The 15,750-nt window shown below is 71.5% G+C and carries 13 protein-coding genes; 1 reads left to right on the forward strand and 12 read right to left on the reverse strand.

From position 1 onward, the window contains the following. Positions 1-260 precede the first annotated feature (260 nt). Positions 261-1,178, forward strand: a complete 918-nt coding sequence (locus QFW96_RS06985) for an SDR family oxidoreductase (RefSeq protein ID WP_281454728.1) — start codon at positions 261-263, stop codon at positions 1,176-1,178. On the opposite strand, the gene QFW96_RS06990 is transcribed toward QFW96_RS06985, so the two are convergent. The 12 genes from QFW96_RS06990 to QFW96_RS07045 all read right to left on the reverse strand — a co-directional run bounded on the left by QFW96_RS06990 (position 1,169) and on the right by QFW96_RS07045 (position 15,730). After that, positions 1,169-2,131: a helix-turn-helix transcriptional regulator gene (locus QFW96_RS06990; protein ID WP_343231360.1), complete on the reverse strand. Its 963-nt coding sequence runs from the start codon at positions 2,129-2,131 to the stop codon at positions 1,169-1,171. The two genes, QFW96_RS06985 and QFW96_RS06990, sit on opposite strands and share 10 nt — an antisense overlap. A 168-nt stretch (positions 2,132-2,299) precedes the next feature. Continuing rightward, positions 2,300-3,094, reverse strand: a complete 795-nt coding sequence (locus QFW96_RS06995) for a carbohydrate ABC transporter permease (protein ID WP_281454729.1) — start codon at positions 3,092-3,094, stop codon at positions 2,300-2,302. Beyond that, positions 3,087-3,965, reverse strand: a complete 879-nt coding sequence (locus tag QFW96_RS07000) for a carbohydrate ABC transporter permease (protein ID WP_281454730.1) — start codon at positions 3,963-3,965, stop codon at positions 3,087-3,089. The genes QFW96_RS06995 and QFW96_RS07000 overlap by 8 nt, the downstream gene beginning before the upstream one ends. Further along, positions 3,962-5,242 (reverse strand): ABC transporter substrate-binding protein, encoded by a 1,281-nt coding sequence (locus tag QFW96_RS07005; RefSeq protein WP_281454731.1) that lies wholly within the window; start codon positions 5,240-5,242, stop codon positions 3,962-3,964. The genes QFW96_RS07000 and QFW96_RS07005 overlap by 4 nt, the downstream gene beginning before the upstream one ends. Positions 5,243-5,524: 282 nt before the next feature. Beyond that, on the reverse strand, positions 5,525-6,679 hold the full coding sequence (locus QFW96_RS07010) for a nitric oxide synthase oxygenase (RefSeq protein WP_281454732.1): 1,155 nt from the start codon (positions 6,677-6,679) through the stop codon (positions 5,525-5,527). Between the two features lie 143 nt (positions 6,680-6,822). Further along, entirely contained in the window at positions 6,823-7,548 is a 726-nt protein-coding gene (locus tag QFW96_RS07015) for a cell division protein FtsQ/DivIB (protein WP_281454733.1), read from the reverse strand. Continuing rightward, positions 7,545-9,002 (reverse strand): UDP-N-acetylmuramate--L-alanine ligase, encoded by a 1,458-nt coding sequence (gene murC / locus QFW96_RS07020; protein ID WP_281454734.1) that lies wholly within the window; start codon positions 9,000-9,002, stop codon positions 7,545-7,547. The genes QFW96_RS07015 and murC overlap by 4 nt, the downstream gene beginning before the upstream one ends. Beyond that, positions 8,999-10,114 carry an undecaprenyldiphospho-muramoylpentapeptide beta-N-acetylglucosaminyltransferase gene (gene murG, locus QFW96_RS07025; protein WP_281455155.1) on the reverse strand — a complete coding sequence of 372 codons (1,116 nt, stop codon included), beginning with the start codon at positions 10,112-10,114 and terminating at the stop codon, positions 8,999-9,001. Before murG ends, murC begins: the two co-directional genes overlap by 4 nt. Before the next feature lie 29 nt (positions 10,115-10,143). Next, positions 10,144-11,565: a putative lipid II flippase FtsW gene (ftsW, locus tag QFW96_RS07030; RefSeq protein WP_425524724.1), complete on the reverse strand. Its 1,422-nt coding sequence runs from the start codon at positions 11,563-11,565 to the stop codon at positions 10,144-10,146. A 4-nt stretch (positions 11,566-11,569) separates the two neighbouring features. Next, on the reverse strand, positions 11,570-13,015 hold the full coding sequence (murD, locus tag QFW96_RS07035; RefSeq protein ID WP_425524733.1) for a UDP-N-acetylmuramoyl-L-alanine--D-glutamate ligase: 1,446 nt from the start codon (positions 13,013-13,015) through the stop codon (positions 11,570-11,572). A gap of 178 nt (positions 13,016-13,193) precedes the next feature. Beyond that, positions 13,194-14,261 (reverse strand): phospho-N-acetylmuramoyl-pentapeptide-transferase, encoded by a 1,068-nt coding sequence (gene mraY / locus QFW96_RS07040; protein ID WP_281454736.1) that lies wholly within the window; start codon positions 14,259-14,261, stop codon positions 13,194-13,196. Further along, on the reverse strand, positions 14,258-15,730 hold the full coding sequence (locus QFW96_RS07045; protein ID WP_281454737.1) for a UDP-N-acetylmuramoyl-tripeptide--D-alanyl-D-alanine ligase: 1,473 nt from the start codon (positions 15,728-15,730) through the stop codon (positions 14,258-14,260). Before QFW96_RS07045 ends, mraY begins: the two co-directional genes overlap by 4 nt. Positions 15,731-15,750: the final 20 nt, after the last annotated feature.

Raw genomic sequence — 15,750 nt, forward strand, 5'->3', positions numbered from 1 at the left:
ACGTCGTCCGTGTCGCTCAGCGGGTCCGCCCGTTGCCGCAGCGAGCCCAGTTTCTCGTTCCTCCCCGTGCGATGACCCCGTCGCGAACGTGATCACCACAACGAACACCGTACCTGGCCGCCCGCTCACCCGGTTGAGGCAGTCGCGAATCCACAACGCCTTTCTCGCAGCGGACAGCGCCGGAAATCCGGACCGCGGATGTCTGGTTGACCTGCCACCGTCGGCTCCGACGACGTGGAGAGAGCGGGAGGAACGCGGCCATGACCGGAGATCTGCGAGGAACCGTCGCCCTGGTGGCCGGCGCGACGCGAGGAGCTGGGCGCGGCATCGCCGTCGAGCTCGGCGCGGCGGGCGCGACGGTGTACTGCACGGGGCGCACCACGCGCACCCGGCGCTCGGACTACGACCGGCCCGAGACCATCGAGGACACCGCCGAGGCCGTCACCCGCGCGGGCGGCGAGGGGATCGCGGTCCGCGTCGACCACACCGTCCCCGACGAGGTGCGGGAACTGGTGCGGCGCATCGGTTCCGAGCGGGGAAAGCTGGACGTGCTGGTCAACGACCTCGGCGGCGAGCACCTGATGGACTGGGACAAGCCGATCTGGGAGCAGGACCTGACCAAGGGGCTGCAGCGGCTCCGCACCGGCATCGAGGCCCACATGATCACCGCCCACTTCGCGCTGGCGCTGCTGAGCGAGCGACCCGGTGGGCTGGTCGTGGAGCTCACCGACGGCACCGCCGAGGTCAACGACCGCTTCTACCGCAACGAGTGCGGCGCGTTCTTCGACATCGCCAAGACCGCGATGCACCGCCTCGCCCGCGCCGAGGGCGAGGAGCTCGCCCCGCTGGGCGGCACGGCGGTGTCGCTGACGCCGGGCTGGCTGCGCTCGGAGATGATGCTGGAGCACTACGAGGTCACCGAGGAGACCTGGCGCGAATCCACCATCGCCCCACCGGGTTTCGCGATCGCCGAATCCCCCGCCTACATCGGCCGAGCAGTGGTCGCGCTGGCGAGCGATCCCGAGGTGGCCCGCTGGAACACGCAATCGCTGTCCAGCGGTTTCCTGGCCCGGCAGTACGGCTTCACCGACACCGACGGCTCGCAGCCGGACTGCTGGCGGTTCGCGCTGGAGGTCGAGTGGGTCGGCGGCGAGGGGGACGCGGCCGACTACCGGTAGAGCGCCGCGAACCGCTCGGCGGCCCGGGCCAGGTCCTGGCGCAGCGCTTCCGGCACCAGGACCTCGGCTTCCGGCCCGAGCGCGAGGATCTGGGAGAACGCGACCTGCTGCGATTCGGCCTTGAAGGTGGTGCGGACCCAGCCGTGCTCGTCGGGTTCTCCGGCCCGCGCCTCGGCTCCGTCCACGGCGGCGGCGTCGATGGCGAAGCGCAGCCGGCGGAGTCCGGTGGGGCTCAAGCGAATCTCGACGTCGAGGGTGAGCAGCGAGCGCGCGAACTCCTCGGCGGTGCGCTCCCAGAACTCGGCCAGGTCGAAGGTCTCGTCGCGAGCGAACTCCTCCCCCGCTGCGACCTCGGCGAACCGGTCGACCCGGTAGGTCCGGAACCGCCCGTCGCAGCGCGCCGCGAGGTACCAGGTCCCGGCCTTGAGGACGAGCCCGTGCGGTTCGAGCTCCCGCCGGACGACCCGGTCTCCGCGCCGGTAATCGGCGGTGATCCGCAGGTCGCCCCACACGGCCCGGCCGATCTCGGCCAGCGCGGCGGGCGTCTCGGCTTCCCGGAACCAGCGGGGCGCGTCGAGGTGGAACCGCTGCCCCACCCGCTCCGGCGCGTCCTGGAACGGCGGAGCCAGCGCAGCCGCGGTCTTGCGACGCGCCGCCTCCACGGCCTCCCCCAGGCCCATCTCGACCGCGGCCCCGGGCACCCCGGACAGGAACAGCGCCTCGGCCTCCCGCCGGTGCAACCCGGTCAGCTTCGACCGGTACCCGCCGAGCAACCGGTACCCGCCGGCCCGCCCCCGCTCGGCGTACACCGGCACCCCGGCCTCGGCCAACGCCAGCACGTCCCGGGCCACGGTCCGCTCGGACACCTCCAGCTCACGCGCCAGCTCAGGCCCGGTCGCACACCCCCGCACCTGCAACAAGCACAACAACGACACCAACCGAGCCGCCCGCACACCCCCACGCTACGACCGACCCCCGACAGAGCGCGCCGCTCACCTCTCGAACCCCGATTACGCCGGTAATCGGGTCCCCGAATACCGCCGTAATCCGGTACCCGAATACCGCCGTAATCCGGTACCCGAATACGGCCGTAATCCGTGTTGTTGAGACTGCGTCGCTGTTCAGCGCAGGCCGGTGGTCTTGAGGGATTGGACGAGCCAGCGCTGCCCGAGGAGGAACACGAGGACCGTCGGCAGGGCGGCGAGAGCACCTGCGGCGATGACGTAGTGCATCTTCGAGGCGTACTGGCCTTGCAGGGAGGCGATGCCGACCTGGACCACGCGCAGCGACTCGTCCTGGGCGACGGCGAGCGGCCAGAGGAACGAGTTCCAGTTCGCCAGGAAGAACAGCACCGCCAGAGCGGCCAGCATCGGTCGGCTCAGCGGTAGGACCACGTGCCAGTAGATGCGCCAGTGGCCACAGCCGTCCAGCTGGGCCGCGTCCTCCAGTTCGCGGGGGATGCCCAGGTAGAACTGCCGCAGCAGGAAGACGCCGAAGGCGTTGAACAGGCCCGGCACGATCAGCCCCGCGTAGGTGTCGACCAGGCCCAAGGCCCGCACGACCATGAACAGCGGCACCAGAATCACCGGCAGCGAGATCAGCAACGTCGCCACCACCGAGGCGAACGCGACACCGCGTCCCCGGAACGACAGGCGGGCCAGCGCGTAGGCGGCCATCGAGTGCAGGAACAGGGCGATGACGGTGACCGTGACCGCGACGAACGCGCTGTTGGCGAGGTAGCGCAGGAACGGCACCTCGGTGAGCACGTAGGCGACGTTGGCCAGGGTGAGCTCGTGCGGCCAGCCGAGGCTGTAGAGCTCCGACTCCGGCCGAAAAGCGCTGAGCAGGAACCACAGCAGCGGCGCGACCGTGCCGAAGGCGATCAGGTACGCGGCGAGCACCCGGACTCTAGGCATCGAACCGCCCTCCCCTGGTCAGCGCGAACAGGACTCCGGTGATCGCTCCCAGCGCGACGACCAGCAGCGCGCAGATCGCCGAGGCGTAACCGAAGCGGCCGAACAGGAACGCCTGCTGGTAGGCGTAGTAGACGACCGTGGTGGTGGAGTTCGCCGGCCCGCCGGAGGTCAGCACGTAGACCAGGTCGAACACCTGCAGCCCGGTCACCGCGTTGATCAGCGAGGTGACCAGCACGAAGAAGCTAGTCGGCCGCAGCATCGGCCAGGTGACGTGCCGGAACCGCTGCCACGGCCCACCACCGTCCACAGTGGCCGCGTCGTAGTACTCGCGCGGGATGTCCTGCAGACCGCCCAGGAAGATGAGCATCTGGTAGCCCATCAGGAACCACACGCTGATCAGCACCAGCGTGAGCAGCGCCAGCGTCGGATCACCGAGCCAGGACACCTCGTCGAGACCGGTCAGCTTCGCCACCGCGCCGGTCTTGTCGGTGAGCAGGAACTGCCACAGCAGACCGATCACCACCAGGCTCACGGCGTTGGGCAGGAACAGCGCCGCCCGCACCACCGCCACGCCCGGGAAGTGGTCCGAGACGAGCAGCGCCAGGCCGAGCCCGGCGAAGAACGCCAGCGGCACGAACAGCACCGCGTAGCCGATCGTGATGCCGAAGCTCTTCCACAGCAGACCGTCCCCGATCATCAGGCGGAAGTTCTCCAGACCGGCCCACTCGATGTTGCCGAAGCCGTCGACCTGGAAGAAGCCCACGAGCAGCGCCAGCAGCGCGGGCAGGGCGATGAACAGCAGCAGCCCCAGCGCGTCCGGCGCCAGGAACGCGGCTGCGGCGGGGGCGTCGGAACTCCTCGTGCGGCTCAATTGATCTGCGCTCCGTCGTAGGTGGACAGGAACGTGTCGATCTGCTCGGCGGCCGCTCCGGCGGCTCCGGCCGGGTCACCGCCGCCGAGGTGGCAGGACTGCAGCGCGTCGGAGACGGCGCGGTAGACCTCCGGCGGGTAGCGCGGCTCCGGGCGGGCCTGCGCCATCACCTCGTCGGCGAAGACGCGCATCGGGCCGTCGTCGAACGCACCGCGCTCCTCGGCCGCGCGCCGCACGGAGTGGCGGGGCGGGATGTTGGTCTTGGCGACGGTGTTCCAGCGGCGCATCCGCTCGATGCACGACGGATCGGCCGATCCCAGCGCCCAGACGACGAACTCCGCTGCTGCGTCGGCGTTCTCGCTCATCGCGTTGGCGACCATCGCCCAGCTTCCCAGCGCGGTCGTGTAGGTGCCGCCCGGCGGGGTGGGCATGGGCAGGACGCCGTAGCGGAAATCCGGTGCCTGCTCGGCGATCTCGGCGATGCCCCAGATGCCGAGGTGCTGCATGGCGCAGTAGCCGTCGGCGATGTTGGAGATCGAGTCGTTGCCGCCGGTCCCCCGCACTCGACGAGGTGCGACGCCGCGAGTGACGGTGTCCTGCCAGAACTTCAGCGCCCGGTGGACTTCCGGGCTGTCGAAGGCGGAACTGCGGTGGTCGGGACTGAAGACTTCACCGCCGGCCATCCACATGGACTGGTAGAACGTGAAGTTTTCGTAGTAACCGGGGTTGGTCTCCAGGAGCAGGCCGAAGCGGTCCCGGTTCGTCAGGCGCTGGGACAGCTCCAGGAGCTGATCCCAGGTGCGCGGCAGGTCGCCTTCCGAGAGGCGTTCCTGCTCGAGGATCTCCTCGCTGTAGAACAGCGCCAGCGGCTCGATCTCCATCGGCAGCCCGTAGATCCGGCCGTCGACGAGCCGGGTCTCCATCACCTGCGGCAGGAAGTCCGCGCGCACCGCCGGGTCCAGGTGCGGGGTGAGGTCGGCGAGCGCTCCGCCGTTGTAGTAGCGCAGGAAATCGCCGGGGCTCAGCAGGAACACGTCCGGTCCGGCTCCGGCGCTGAACGACGTCTGCAGGGTCGGGCCGGACTTGTAGTCCTTGTTCGGGACGTAGCGCAGCCGGACCTTGATGTCGTGGGTGTCGTTCCACTCCTCGGCGAGCCGCACGAACCAGTCGCTCTGCGACTTCTGCTGCCCGCCGGGACCGTAGAAGTTCCACAGGCTCAGCTCGCGGGGTTTCGGCGCGCAGCTCACCAGCGCGGGCCCGGCCGCTGCTGCGGCCATGCCTCCTAAGAACGTCCGACGCCCCACCGATCCGGTCACTCGACCACCCCCAGCAGCCCAGCAAACGATTACCAGGCACGCTAGGTGGCCGCGATCACGCCGTCAATCCGCTCTCCGAGTGGGAGCCCTGCCGGGCCGCGGACAGTTTTAGCCATAATTGACCGGACAAAAGGGACATTGATCATGGGTGATTATGGCTAAAACTGTCCACTGGTGCGCACCTCGGGGCCCGGAACGCCGATGCCGACGGGATGGAGGCCGCAGCCGCGCACGAGCTTCGGCTCAGGCGAAGGCGGGTGGGCCTCCGGTGAGGGCTCGGTGGGTGGCGTCGTCGTCTCCGAAGTAGTTGGGGCCCGGGGCTTCCTCGTCGTAGTAGCGGTGGAAGACCGGGGTTTGGGAGCCCGACATCGGGGGGACGATCCAGGACCAGTCGACAGGGCACTTGCGGCCCGCCGACTCCTCCTTGGCCAGGTGCGTGAGGAAGCGGTGGGATTCCGTGTGGTGGTCGGTGATCGTCACGCCCGCCTGGTGGTAGGAGTGCAGGACGGCGCGGTTGAGCTCGACCACCGCGCGGTCGCGCCAGAGGGTGTCCTCCCGCGAGGTGTCCAGGCCGAGCCGCTCGGCCACCACCGGGACCAGGTTGTAGCGGTCGGTGTCGCCGAAGTTGCGGGCGCCGATCTCGGTTCCCATGTACCAGCCGTTGAACGGGGCTGCCGGGTACGAGATGCCGCCGATGCGCAACCGCATGTTGCTGATCACCGGGACGCCGTGCCAGCGCAGTCCGAGCTCGGCGAACCACGGCAGCTCCGGGTGCGTGATCGGCACCTCGTGCACCGCGTCCGGGGGCAGCGCGAACATGTGCGCGCCCTCCTCGCGGGTCTCCACCACCAGCGGCAGCGCGTCGAACCCGCTGCGCGCGGCCGGGGGCCGCCAGCCGAAGCCGGTGACGGCCTCGGTGAAGCGGGTGTAGCGGGGGTCGCCGAGCACCGATCCGTCGGAGTTGCGGTAGCCGGCGTAGCGGATGAGCTGCTCGTTCCAGATCCGCGGCGCCGGGCGCTGCGGGGTCTCCGGCGGGAAGACGCTGATCACCGGGCGGATCTTGCCGCCGTTGGTGGCCATCCGCAGGTGCTCGACGCAGTGCGCGGCCACACCGGAGACGGTGTGCACGTCGCGCAGGTCGCGGACCTTGAGGCTGCGCCAGTACAACCGGCCGATGCAGCGAGCGCTGTTGCGCCAGGCCACCTTCGCGCCGTAGGCCAGCTCGTCGGGGGTGTGCCGGTAGGTTCCGGTCGTGTCGACCTCGTAGCGCATCCGCGCGAGCCGCTGCTGGACCGGGGCGTCGACGCGGTTCTCGGCGTGGAACAGCCGCAGGAACTCCTCCGCCTCGGCGAGGTCGACCGCAGGCGCCCGGGGCGCGGGCGGCGGAGGAGGGGGCACGGGTCGTAAGCGGCGGGTTCGCTCCGCCGCACCGGCACCTCCGGAGAAGACCGCCTCCGGCGCTTCACCACTCACCCTGAACACGCTGCACACGGTAGCGCGAGCGGAACGATCTTGATCCGGTGCCGTTCGCTGACGGCCGTTCAGGCCACCGTGGGCAGCGCGGGCGTCGTAACGTCGTAGACCTTGCCGGGGCGGGTCAGCAGCGGCGGCAGGATCTGCGCCTTGCGCGCGGTCTCCTTCAGCGGGCCCCAGTCGACGCTGCGCCCCTCGGTGAGCTCCAGCTTCAGGTCGTCCGGGCCCTCCGCGACCACCGCGCGGACCTCCGCGCGCACCGGGACCGGCAGCGCGACCAGCACCGACAGGGCGGCGCGGGTGGTGGGGTCGTCGGCGGCGGCCTTCGGCGCGCGCAGCTCCGGGACCCCCGGAGGCGGGGCGGCGACGGTCTCGAACGGCACCCCGGCCACGTCGAGCAGCCGGACGCCGTCGGTGGCGCGGAAGTAGGCCGCAGGGACCCGCTCGGTGACCTGGATGCGGACCGTGGACGGCCAGTCCAGGACCGTCTGCGAGTCGGCGATCTTCGGCAGCGCGCGCAGGTTCTCGCGGATCTTCGCCGGATCCACCCGCAGCATCGGCGTGCCCTCGGTGACCTCCGCGGCCTGCAGCACCTTCTCGGAGTCCAGGCCCTGGTTGCCCTCGACCTGCACCGAGCGCACGCCCAGCAGCGGCGAGAAGTAGACGACGAGGAACCCGACGGTCGCCACCGCCAGCAAGCCCGGCAGCAGGAAGCGCCGCCAGGCCGGAGCGGGCGGCGCGCTCCGGCGCACCGGGCGGCGCCGCGCTCGCTCCGCCGCGCTCCGCTCGGTCACCCCTGCTCCTCCCCGTTGCCGTTGCCGCCGGAACCGGCGGCCCGGTCGAGTTCGCCGAGGATCTCGGGGCCGAGCATGGTCACGTCACCGGCGCCCATCGTCAGCACCAGGTCACCGGGCCGCACGAGGCCCGCGACGCGCGGTCCCGCGTCGGTGAACGACGGCTCGAAGTGCACGTGCTCGCCCGGCAGCGGGATGGCGTCGGAGATGAGCTTGCCGGTCACGCCCGGCTGCGGGTCCTCGCGGGCGCCGTAGACGTCGAGCACGACGACCTCGTCGGCCAGGCCCAGGGCCTCGGCGAACTCGGCCGCGAACGTCGCGGTGCGGGAGAACAGGTGCGGCTGGAACACCACGACGACCCGGCCTGCACCGGCGACCGGGCGGGCGGCGCGCAGCTGCGCGGCCACCTCGGTCGGGTGGTGGGCGTAGTCGTCGTAGACGCGGATGCCGTTGACGCGGCCCTTGAACTCGAAACGGCGCCGCACGCCGCCGAAAGCGGCGAGGCCCTCCAGCATGCCCTCGATCGGGGCTCCGAGCTCCAGACCGGCCAGCAGCGCGGCGACGGCGTTGCCCGCCATGTGCTCGCCGGGGACCGCGACCCGCACGTCGATCGGCTCGGGGGCCACGCCCACCAGCTCGACGGACACGACGCCGACGCCGTGCTCGGCGCGGTAGCCGGTCAGCCGCGCGTCGCCGTCGGCGCTGGCGCCGGAGCCGTAGCGGCGGACCCGCAGACCGGCGGATTCGGCCTTCCCGGCGAGGGTTTCGGCACCCGGGTCGTCGGAGCACACGATGAGCACGCCGCCGGGTTCGATGCGGCCGATGAAGTCCTCGAAGACCTTCGTGTAGGCCTCGGCGGTGCCGTGGTGGTCGAGGTGGTCGGGTTCGACGTTGGTCACCACGGCCACCGACGGCGCGAAGGACAGGAACGACCCGTCGCTCTCGTCGGCCTCGGCGACGAAGATGCCGCCGTCGCCGTGGTGCGCGTTGGCGCCGGACTCGTTGAGGTCGCCGCCGATGGCGAAAGACGGGTCCATCCGGCAGTGCTGCAGGGCGACGGTGAGCATCGACGTCGTCGAGGTCTTGCCGTGGGTTCCGGCGACGCAGGCGACGCGGTGGTCGGCCATCAGCCCGGCCAGCGCCTCGGCCCGGCGCAGCACGGTGATGCCGCGGTCCTCGGCGGCGACGAGCTCGGGGTTGTCCTGCCGGATCGCGGTGGAGACCACCACGGCGGTCGGTTCCTGTTCGAGCAGGTCGAGGTTCTCCGCGTGGTGCCCGATCCCGATGCCGGCGCCCTGGGCGCGCAGCGCCATGACGGTCCGGGAGTCGCGGGCGTCGGAGCCGGAGACCTGGCGTCCCCGGGCGAGCAGGATGCGGGCGATGCCGCTCATCCCGGCGCCGCCGATGCCCACGAGGTGGACCCGCTCCAGCAGTCGGTCCATGTCGGCGGTCATTGACCCGCCACCTCCATCACGATGCGGGCGAGCACCTGGTCGGCCTCGCGGTGACCGCTGCCCATGGTCGCCTGGCTCATCATCTGCAGCCGCTGCGGGTCGAGCGCCATCGGGATGATCTCGTCGATGACGCGCTGCGGGGTCAGTTCGCCGTCGGCGATGAGCCGGGCGCCGCCGTTGCTGACGACGGGCTGGGCGTTGAGCGCCTGCTCGCCGTTGCCGTGCGGCAGCGGTACGAACACCGCGGGCAGGCCGATGGCGGAGACCTCGGCGACGGTCATCGCGCCGGAGCGGCACACGACCAGGTCGGCGGCGGCGTAGGCGAGGTCCATCTGCTCCAGGTAGGGCACGGTCCGGTAGATCGGGGCGCCCATGACCTGCTGGATGGCGACGCTGTTCTTCGGCCCGTGCGCGTGCAGCACGCCGATGCCCGCGCGGCCGAGGGCCTGCGCGGCGCCGGAGAAGGCGGTGTTGAGGGTCTGCGCGCCCTGCGACCCGCCGAAGACCAGGATCGTCGGGGCGTGCGGGTGCAGCCCGAAGTGCTGGCGCGCCTGCATCCGCAGCTTCCAGCGGTCCAGGCGGGTGATCGACTCGCGCAGCGGGATGCCGATGGTCTGAGCGCCGGGCAGTCCGCTGTCCGGGGTGGCGGACAGGACTCGAGCGGCGAGCTTGGCGCCGACCTTGTTGGCCAGGCCCGCGCGCGCGTTGGCCTCGTGCACCACGATCGGCACCCGGCCGCGGGCGGCGAGGTAGGCGGGCAGCGAGACGTAGCCGCCGAAGCCGACGACCACGTGCGCCCCGACCTTGTCGAGCACGTCGCGGGTCTGGTGGACCGACTCGCGGACCTTCAGCGGCAGCTTGAGCAGGTCGGCGTTGGGCTTGCGGGGCATGGGCACCGGCGGGATCAGCTCCAGCGGGTAGCCCCGGGCCGGGACCAGCCGGTTCTCCAGGCCGCGTTCGGTGCCCAGCGCGGTGATCTGCGCGTCGGGGCGGACGCGTCGTACCGCGTCGGCCAGCGCCAGGGCCGGTTCGATGTGCCCCGCGGTGCCGCCTCCCGCGACCACCACCGACAGTCGGCGCGTGCCCATCGCAGCGCCCTGCGGCGCACCCATGTGCTGGATGCGGACCGTCTGGTCCCCGCTCAACGGTGTCCTCCTCGTGTCTGAGCCCGCGATCCGGGCCCGCTGCGCGCACCTCGTGCGCGGGGTTGTGCTCCGCTCCGGCGCGTTCCGGACGCGCCCGCGCTCTTGGCACCGGGCCGGGTCTTGGGAACGGGCCGGGAAGTCTTCCGCCTCGCCGGCGGACGGTAGGGCGCCGGGGTGGGCAATCGCAGCAGCCTGCCGACCCGCCCCGGTCCCAGAGACCGTAGCGCGGCGATGGCTTCGGGCTCGTGCCGGGCGAAGTTCGCGAGCAGGCCGAACACGAGCATGCTGGTGACCACCGAGGACCCGCCGGAGGAGATCAGCGGCAGCGGCAGTCCGGTGGTGGGCAGCAGGCCGACCACGTAGCCGATGTTGATCACGGCCTGGCCGATGAGCCAAGTCGTCAGGGTCGCCGCGACGAGCCGGATGAACGGGTCGGTGTTGCGGAACGCGATGCGCATGCCGACGTAGGCGGTGGTGGCGTAGAGCATGAGCACCACGGCGCAGCCGATGAACCCGAGCTCCTCGCCGATGACCGCGAAGATGTAGTCGTTGTGCACGTTGGGCAGGTACTGCCACTTCGACCAGCCCTGGCCGAGACCGCGTCCCATCAGCCCGCCGTCGGCGAGCGCGAACAGCGCCTGCATGGCCTGGTAGCCGTTGCCGGACGGGTCCGAGGCCGGGTCGAGGAACGACGTCAGCCGCGCCATCCGGTACTCGGCGATCATCGCCAGCATGATGCCGCCGGTGAGCGCGCCCAGAGCCATCATCCCGAACAGCCGCAGCGGCGCGCCCGCGAACCACAGCAGCGCGAGCAGCACCACGAACAGCGTGATCGTGGAGCCGAGGTCGGGCTGCAGCATCACGAGGGTGAACATCAGCAGCGCGGCGGGCACCACGGGCACCAGCAGGTGCCGGTACTGGGTCATCAGGCCGCGCTTGGTGACCAGCACGTGCGCGCCCCACAGCGCGAAGGCGACCTTGGCGAACTCGACGGGCTGGAAGGACACGCCGCCGACGACGAACCAGCTGCGGGCGCCGTTGAGCTCGGTGCCCACGCCGGGGATCAGCACGAACGCCAGCAGGCCGAGGCAGAAGGCGAGCAGCCCGAGGCTGTAGCGGCGCAGCAGCCGCACCGGCACGCGCAGCGCGATGTAGAACAGCACGAGTCCGGCGCCGCAGTACATGACCTGCTTGACGAACACGCTGTAGGACGAGCCGTCCTTGTTGAACGAGTCGACGCTGGACGCCGAGAGCACCATGACCAAGCCGAACACCGTGAGCAGGCCGAAGACGGCCAGCAGCAGGTGGAACGAGGCCAGCGGGCGGGTCAGCCAGGCCGTCAGGGTGGACAGCACGGTCACCCCGGCGCGCTTGCGGGGCTCTCGGTCGGCAGCGGTCTTCGTCGCGGCGGTGGCCACCCGATCACCCGCCGCGGGTCGTCGCCGGGGTTCCGGACAGCACCGCGCGCACCGCGTCGGCGAAGGCGCGACCGCGGTGGGCGTAGTCGGTGAACATGTCCATGGACGCGGCGGCGGGGGCGAGCAGGACCGCCGAACCGGGCCGCGCGTGGTCATGAGCGAGGCGAACCGCTTCGAGCATGCCCGCATCGTCCCCCGCTGCGACCTCGTCCACGGGCACATCGGGGGCGTGTCGGCCGAGTGCGGCGGAGAACTCGGCGCGGTCGCGGCCGATGAGCACCACCGAGGCGAGGCGGCCGGCGTTGGCGCGGACGAGCTCGTCGACGTCGGCGCCCTTGAGCAGGCCGCCCGCGATCCAGACGACCGAGTCGTGGGCGCGCAGGGCGGCGTCGGCGGCGTGCGGGTTGGTCGCCTTGGAATCGTCCACGTAGGACACCCCGGCGCTCTCGGCGACGACCACCGAGCGGTGCGCGCCGGGTTCGAAGGTGCGCAGACCCTCGGCCACGGCTTCGGGCGCGACGCCGTGCGCGCGGGCCAGCGAGGCCGCGGCCAGCGCGTTGGCGACGTTGTGCGGACCCGCCGGGCGGACCTCGGAGAGCTGGGCGAGCACGACGTCGGTGCCGACAGCTCCGGGACCGAAAGCGCGGTCCACCAGCCGGTCCTCGGCGACGCCGAGCTGCCCCTCGGCGGGGGCGTCGAGGGTGAACGACACGTGCCGCCCCTCGGCGGCGGCGACGAGCCGGGTCGACCAGGTGTCGTCGGCGTTGAACACCGCGACCTCGTTGCCCGCGAACACCTTCGCCTTCGCCTCGCCGTAGGACTCCAGCGAGCCGTGCCAGTCGAGGTGGTCGTCGGCGAGGTTGAGCACCGCGGCGGCCTTCGGGCGCAGCGCGGACTGCCAGTGCAGCTGGAAGCTGGAGAGCTCCACGGCCAGCACCCGGTTGCCGGCGCGGACCGCGTCCACCACCGGCAGTCCGACGTTCCCGCAGGCCACGACGTCCTCACCGGCGGCGCGCAGGATCGACTCCAGCATGCTCACGGTGGTGGTCTTGCCGTTGGTGCCGGTGACCGCGAGCCAGGTCGAGGGCCCTTCGGGCTTCTCCTGGTCGAGCCACCAGGCGAGCTCGACCTCGCCGATCACCTCGACCCCGGCGTCGGCGGCGGCCGACAGCAGCGGCGCGGTGGGCCGCCAGCCGGGGCTGGTGACCACCAGGTCGGTGCCCTCCTGCGGGGCGTCGAGGCCCGGAACCAGCCGCGCGCCCTGGGATTCCAGGGAGGCGAGGGCGGCGAGCCGATCGGCGGAACCGTCGGTCACCGTCACCTCCGCGCCCGCCGCCAGCAGCGCCTCCGCCGCCGACCGCCCGGACACCCCGGCACCGGCGACCAGCACCCGCTTCCCTCGGTACCGGCTCACGGCCCCGCCTCCCTGCTCGTCGAAAACCCGAACCATCGTCTTCAAGCGGCGAAGCCGCTCGGCACCACCCTAGGCACTCGCACCGCCGCGCGTTCTGAGCGGCTTCGTGGCGAGGACGGCCACTCCGCCGTGCATCGGACATGCATCAGGAGTGGCACCCGCGGTCCACGGAGCCGCTCAGGTTCCGCTGCGCAGGACGACCACGGACACATCATTACCGGGCCAGTGCCAGCCAGTCGGCGTAGAAGAGGCCGACGCCGAACATGCAGCTGATGCCCGCGAGCACCCAGAACCGGATGATGACCGTGGTCTCGGCCCAGCCCGCCAGCTCGAAGTGGTGGTGGAACGGGGCCATCCGGAACAGCCGTCGCCGGGTCGTCCGGAACACCACGATCTGCAGCACCACCGACAGCGCCTCGACGACGAACACACCGCCGATGATGATCATCAGCAGTTCGGTGCGGGTCGCCATCGACAGGCCGGCCAGCAGACCGCCCAGCGCCAGCGAACCGGTGTCACCCATGAAGATCTTCGCCGGTGCCGCGTTCCACCACAGGAACCCGACGCAGGCGGCCATCGCCGCCGCCGCGACCACCGCGATGTCCAGCGGGTCGCGGACCGTGTAGCAGCCCGGGGCCGGACCGGCGCCGAAGCAGTCGTTGCGCAGCTGCCAGAACGAGATCAGCACGTAGGTCGCCAGCACCATCGCCGCGGTGCCACCGGCCAGGCCGTCCATGCCGTCGGTGAAGTTCACGGCGTTGGACCAGCCGCTGATCGCGATGTAGGCGAAGATCACGAACCCGACCGCGCCGAACGAGATCACCGTGATGTCCCGCAGGAACGACAGGTCCACCGACGCCGGCGTGACGCCGTTGCGGTTCGGGAACTGGATCGCCAGGATCGCGAACAGCACCGAGGCCACCAGCTGGCCGACCAGCTTCGCGGTCTTGTTCAGACCGAGGTTGCGCTGCTTGCGGATCTTGATGAAGTCGTCGAGGAACCCGACGATGCCCAGCGCCGTGGTCAGCCCCAGCACCAGAAGCCCGGTGGCCGTGGGCTGATCGCCCATCACCAGGTGCGTCACCAGGTAGCCGCACCACATCGCGACCAGGATGGCCATGCCGCCCATCGTCGGCGTGCCGCGCTTGGCGGCGTGGGTGCCCTGCACCTCTTCGCGGATCTCCTGCCCGAAGCCCTGCCGGGAGAACACCCGGATCAGGTACGGCGTGAACAGGATCGAGACCACCAGCGCCACCGCGGCGGAAATCAGAATCGGCTTCACTGCTGCTGCTCTCCATTACCGCCATCGGCGAACAAGGCTTCCGCGACCCGCCACAGACCGGCGGAGTTGGACGCCTTGGTCAAGACCACATCACCGGGACGCAGCTCGGCGCGCAGCAGCGCGACGGCCGCGTCGATGTCCGGAACCAGCACCGATTCCTCTCCCCACGACCCCTCCAGCGATGCGGCCTGGTGCATCGCCTGGGCCTGTTCGCCGACCACCACGAGCCGGTCGATGTTCAAGCGGACGGCGAGCCGTCCGATCTCGTCGTGCGCCTCCACGTCGGCGTCGCCGAGCTCGGCCATCGGCCCGAGCACGGCCCACGCCCGCGCGGAGCGCCCCCGGGTCATCGCGGCCAGCGTCTTCAGCGCGGCGCGCACCGACTCGGGGTTGGCGTTGTAGGCGTCGTTGACGACGGTGACGCCGCCCGGGGTCTCGGCGACCTCCATGCGGCGGGCCGAGACGCGTTCGACCGAGCCGAGGCGCTCGGCGACCTGCGGCAGCGTCGCGCCGAGCTCCAGCGCGACGGCCGCGGCCGACAGCGCGTTGCCCACGTGGTGCTCGCCGAACAGCGGCAGCGTCACCCGCTCCTCACCGGCCGCGGTGACCAGCGTGAACGTGGGCCGCGCGAGCTCGTCGACGTCGATGTCCTCCGCGCGCACGTGCGCGTTCGGGGACTCGCCGACGAACACCACGCGCGCCCGGGTGCGCTCGGCCATCGCCGCCACCAGCGGGTCGTCGGCGTTGAGCACCGCGACGCCGTCCTCGGGCAGCGACTCGACGAGCTCGCCCTTGGCCTGCGCGACCGCCTCCTGCGAGCCGAACTCGCCGAGGTGCGCGTGACCGACGTTGAGCACCACGCCGATGCTCGGCGGCGCGACCTCGCAGAGCGCGGCGATGTGCCCGACGCCGCGAGCCGACAGCTCCAGCACCAGGTGCCGGGTGCTCTCGTCGGCGCGCAGCACGGTCCACGGGTGGCCCAGCTCGTTGTTGAACGAGCCGGGCGGCGCCACCGTCGGCCCCATCGGGGTCAGCAGCTGCGCGATCAGGTCCTTGGTGGACGTCTTGCCGGACGAGCCGGTGACGCCCACGACGGCCAGCTGCGGGAGCCGGTCCACGACGTGGCGGGCCAGCTTCGCCAGCCCGTTGAGCACCGCCGCTCCGGTGCCGTCGGTGTCACCCGCCAGCGCCATCGCGCCGGAGCGCTCCTCGACCGGTGCCGTCGGCACCAGCACTGCGGGGGCGTCCACCTCGCGCGCGGCGAGCACGCCGGTCGCGCCGTCGGCGATCGCCTGCGCGGCGAAGTCGTGCCCGTCGACGCGCTCTCCCGGCACGGCCACGAACAGCCCGCCCTCGGTGATCTTGCGCGAGTCGAACTCGACCCCGGCGCTGACGATCTCCGAACCTTCCGCACGGTGAAGCCTGCCGTCCACCGCCGAAGCGATGTCAGCGAGGCTGAGCCGGATCAACCTGCCTCCTCGGTGTTCTC

The sequence above is a fragment of the Saccharopolyspora ipomoeae genome (assembly GCF_029952525.1).
In the GTDB taxonomy this organism is placed as follows: Bacteria; Actinomycetota; Actinomycetes; order Mycobacteriales; family Pseudonocardiaceae; genus Saccharopolyspora; species Saccharopolyspora ipomoeae.

Coding starts and splice junctions, on each gene's coding strand:
- QFW96_RS06985 (WP_281454728.1), top strand. CDS start 261: ATGACCGGAGATCTGCGAGGAACCGTCGCCCTGGTGGCCGGCGCGACG.
- QFW96_RS07005 (WP_281454731.1), bottom strand. CDS start 5,242: ATGGCCGCAGCAGCGGCCGGGCCCGCGCTGGTGAGCTGCGCGCCGAAA.
- murD (WP_425524733.1), bottom strand. CDS start 13,015: ATGGTTCGGGTTTTCGACGAGCAGGGAGGCGGGGCCGTGAGCCGGTAC.
- murC (WP_281454734.1), bottom strand. CDS start 9,002: ATGACCGCCGACATGGACCGACTGCTGGAGCGGGTCCACCTCGTGGGC.
- QFW96_RS06995 (WP_281454729.1), bottom strand. CDS start 3,094: ATGCCTAGAGTCCGGGTGCTCGCCGCGTACCTGATCGCCTTCGGCACG.
- murG (WP_281455155.1), bottom strand. CDS start 10,114: ATGGGTGCGCCGCAGGGCGCTGCGATGGGCACGCGCCGACTGTCGGTG.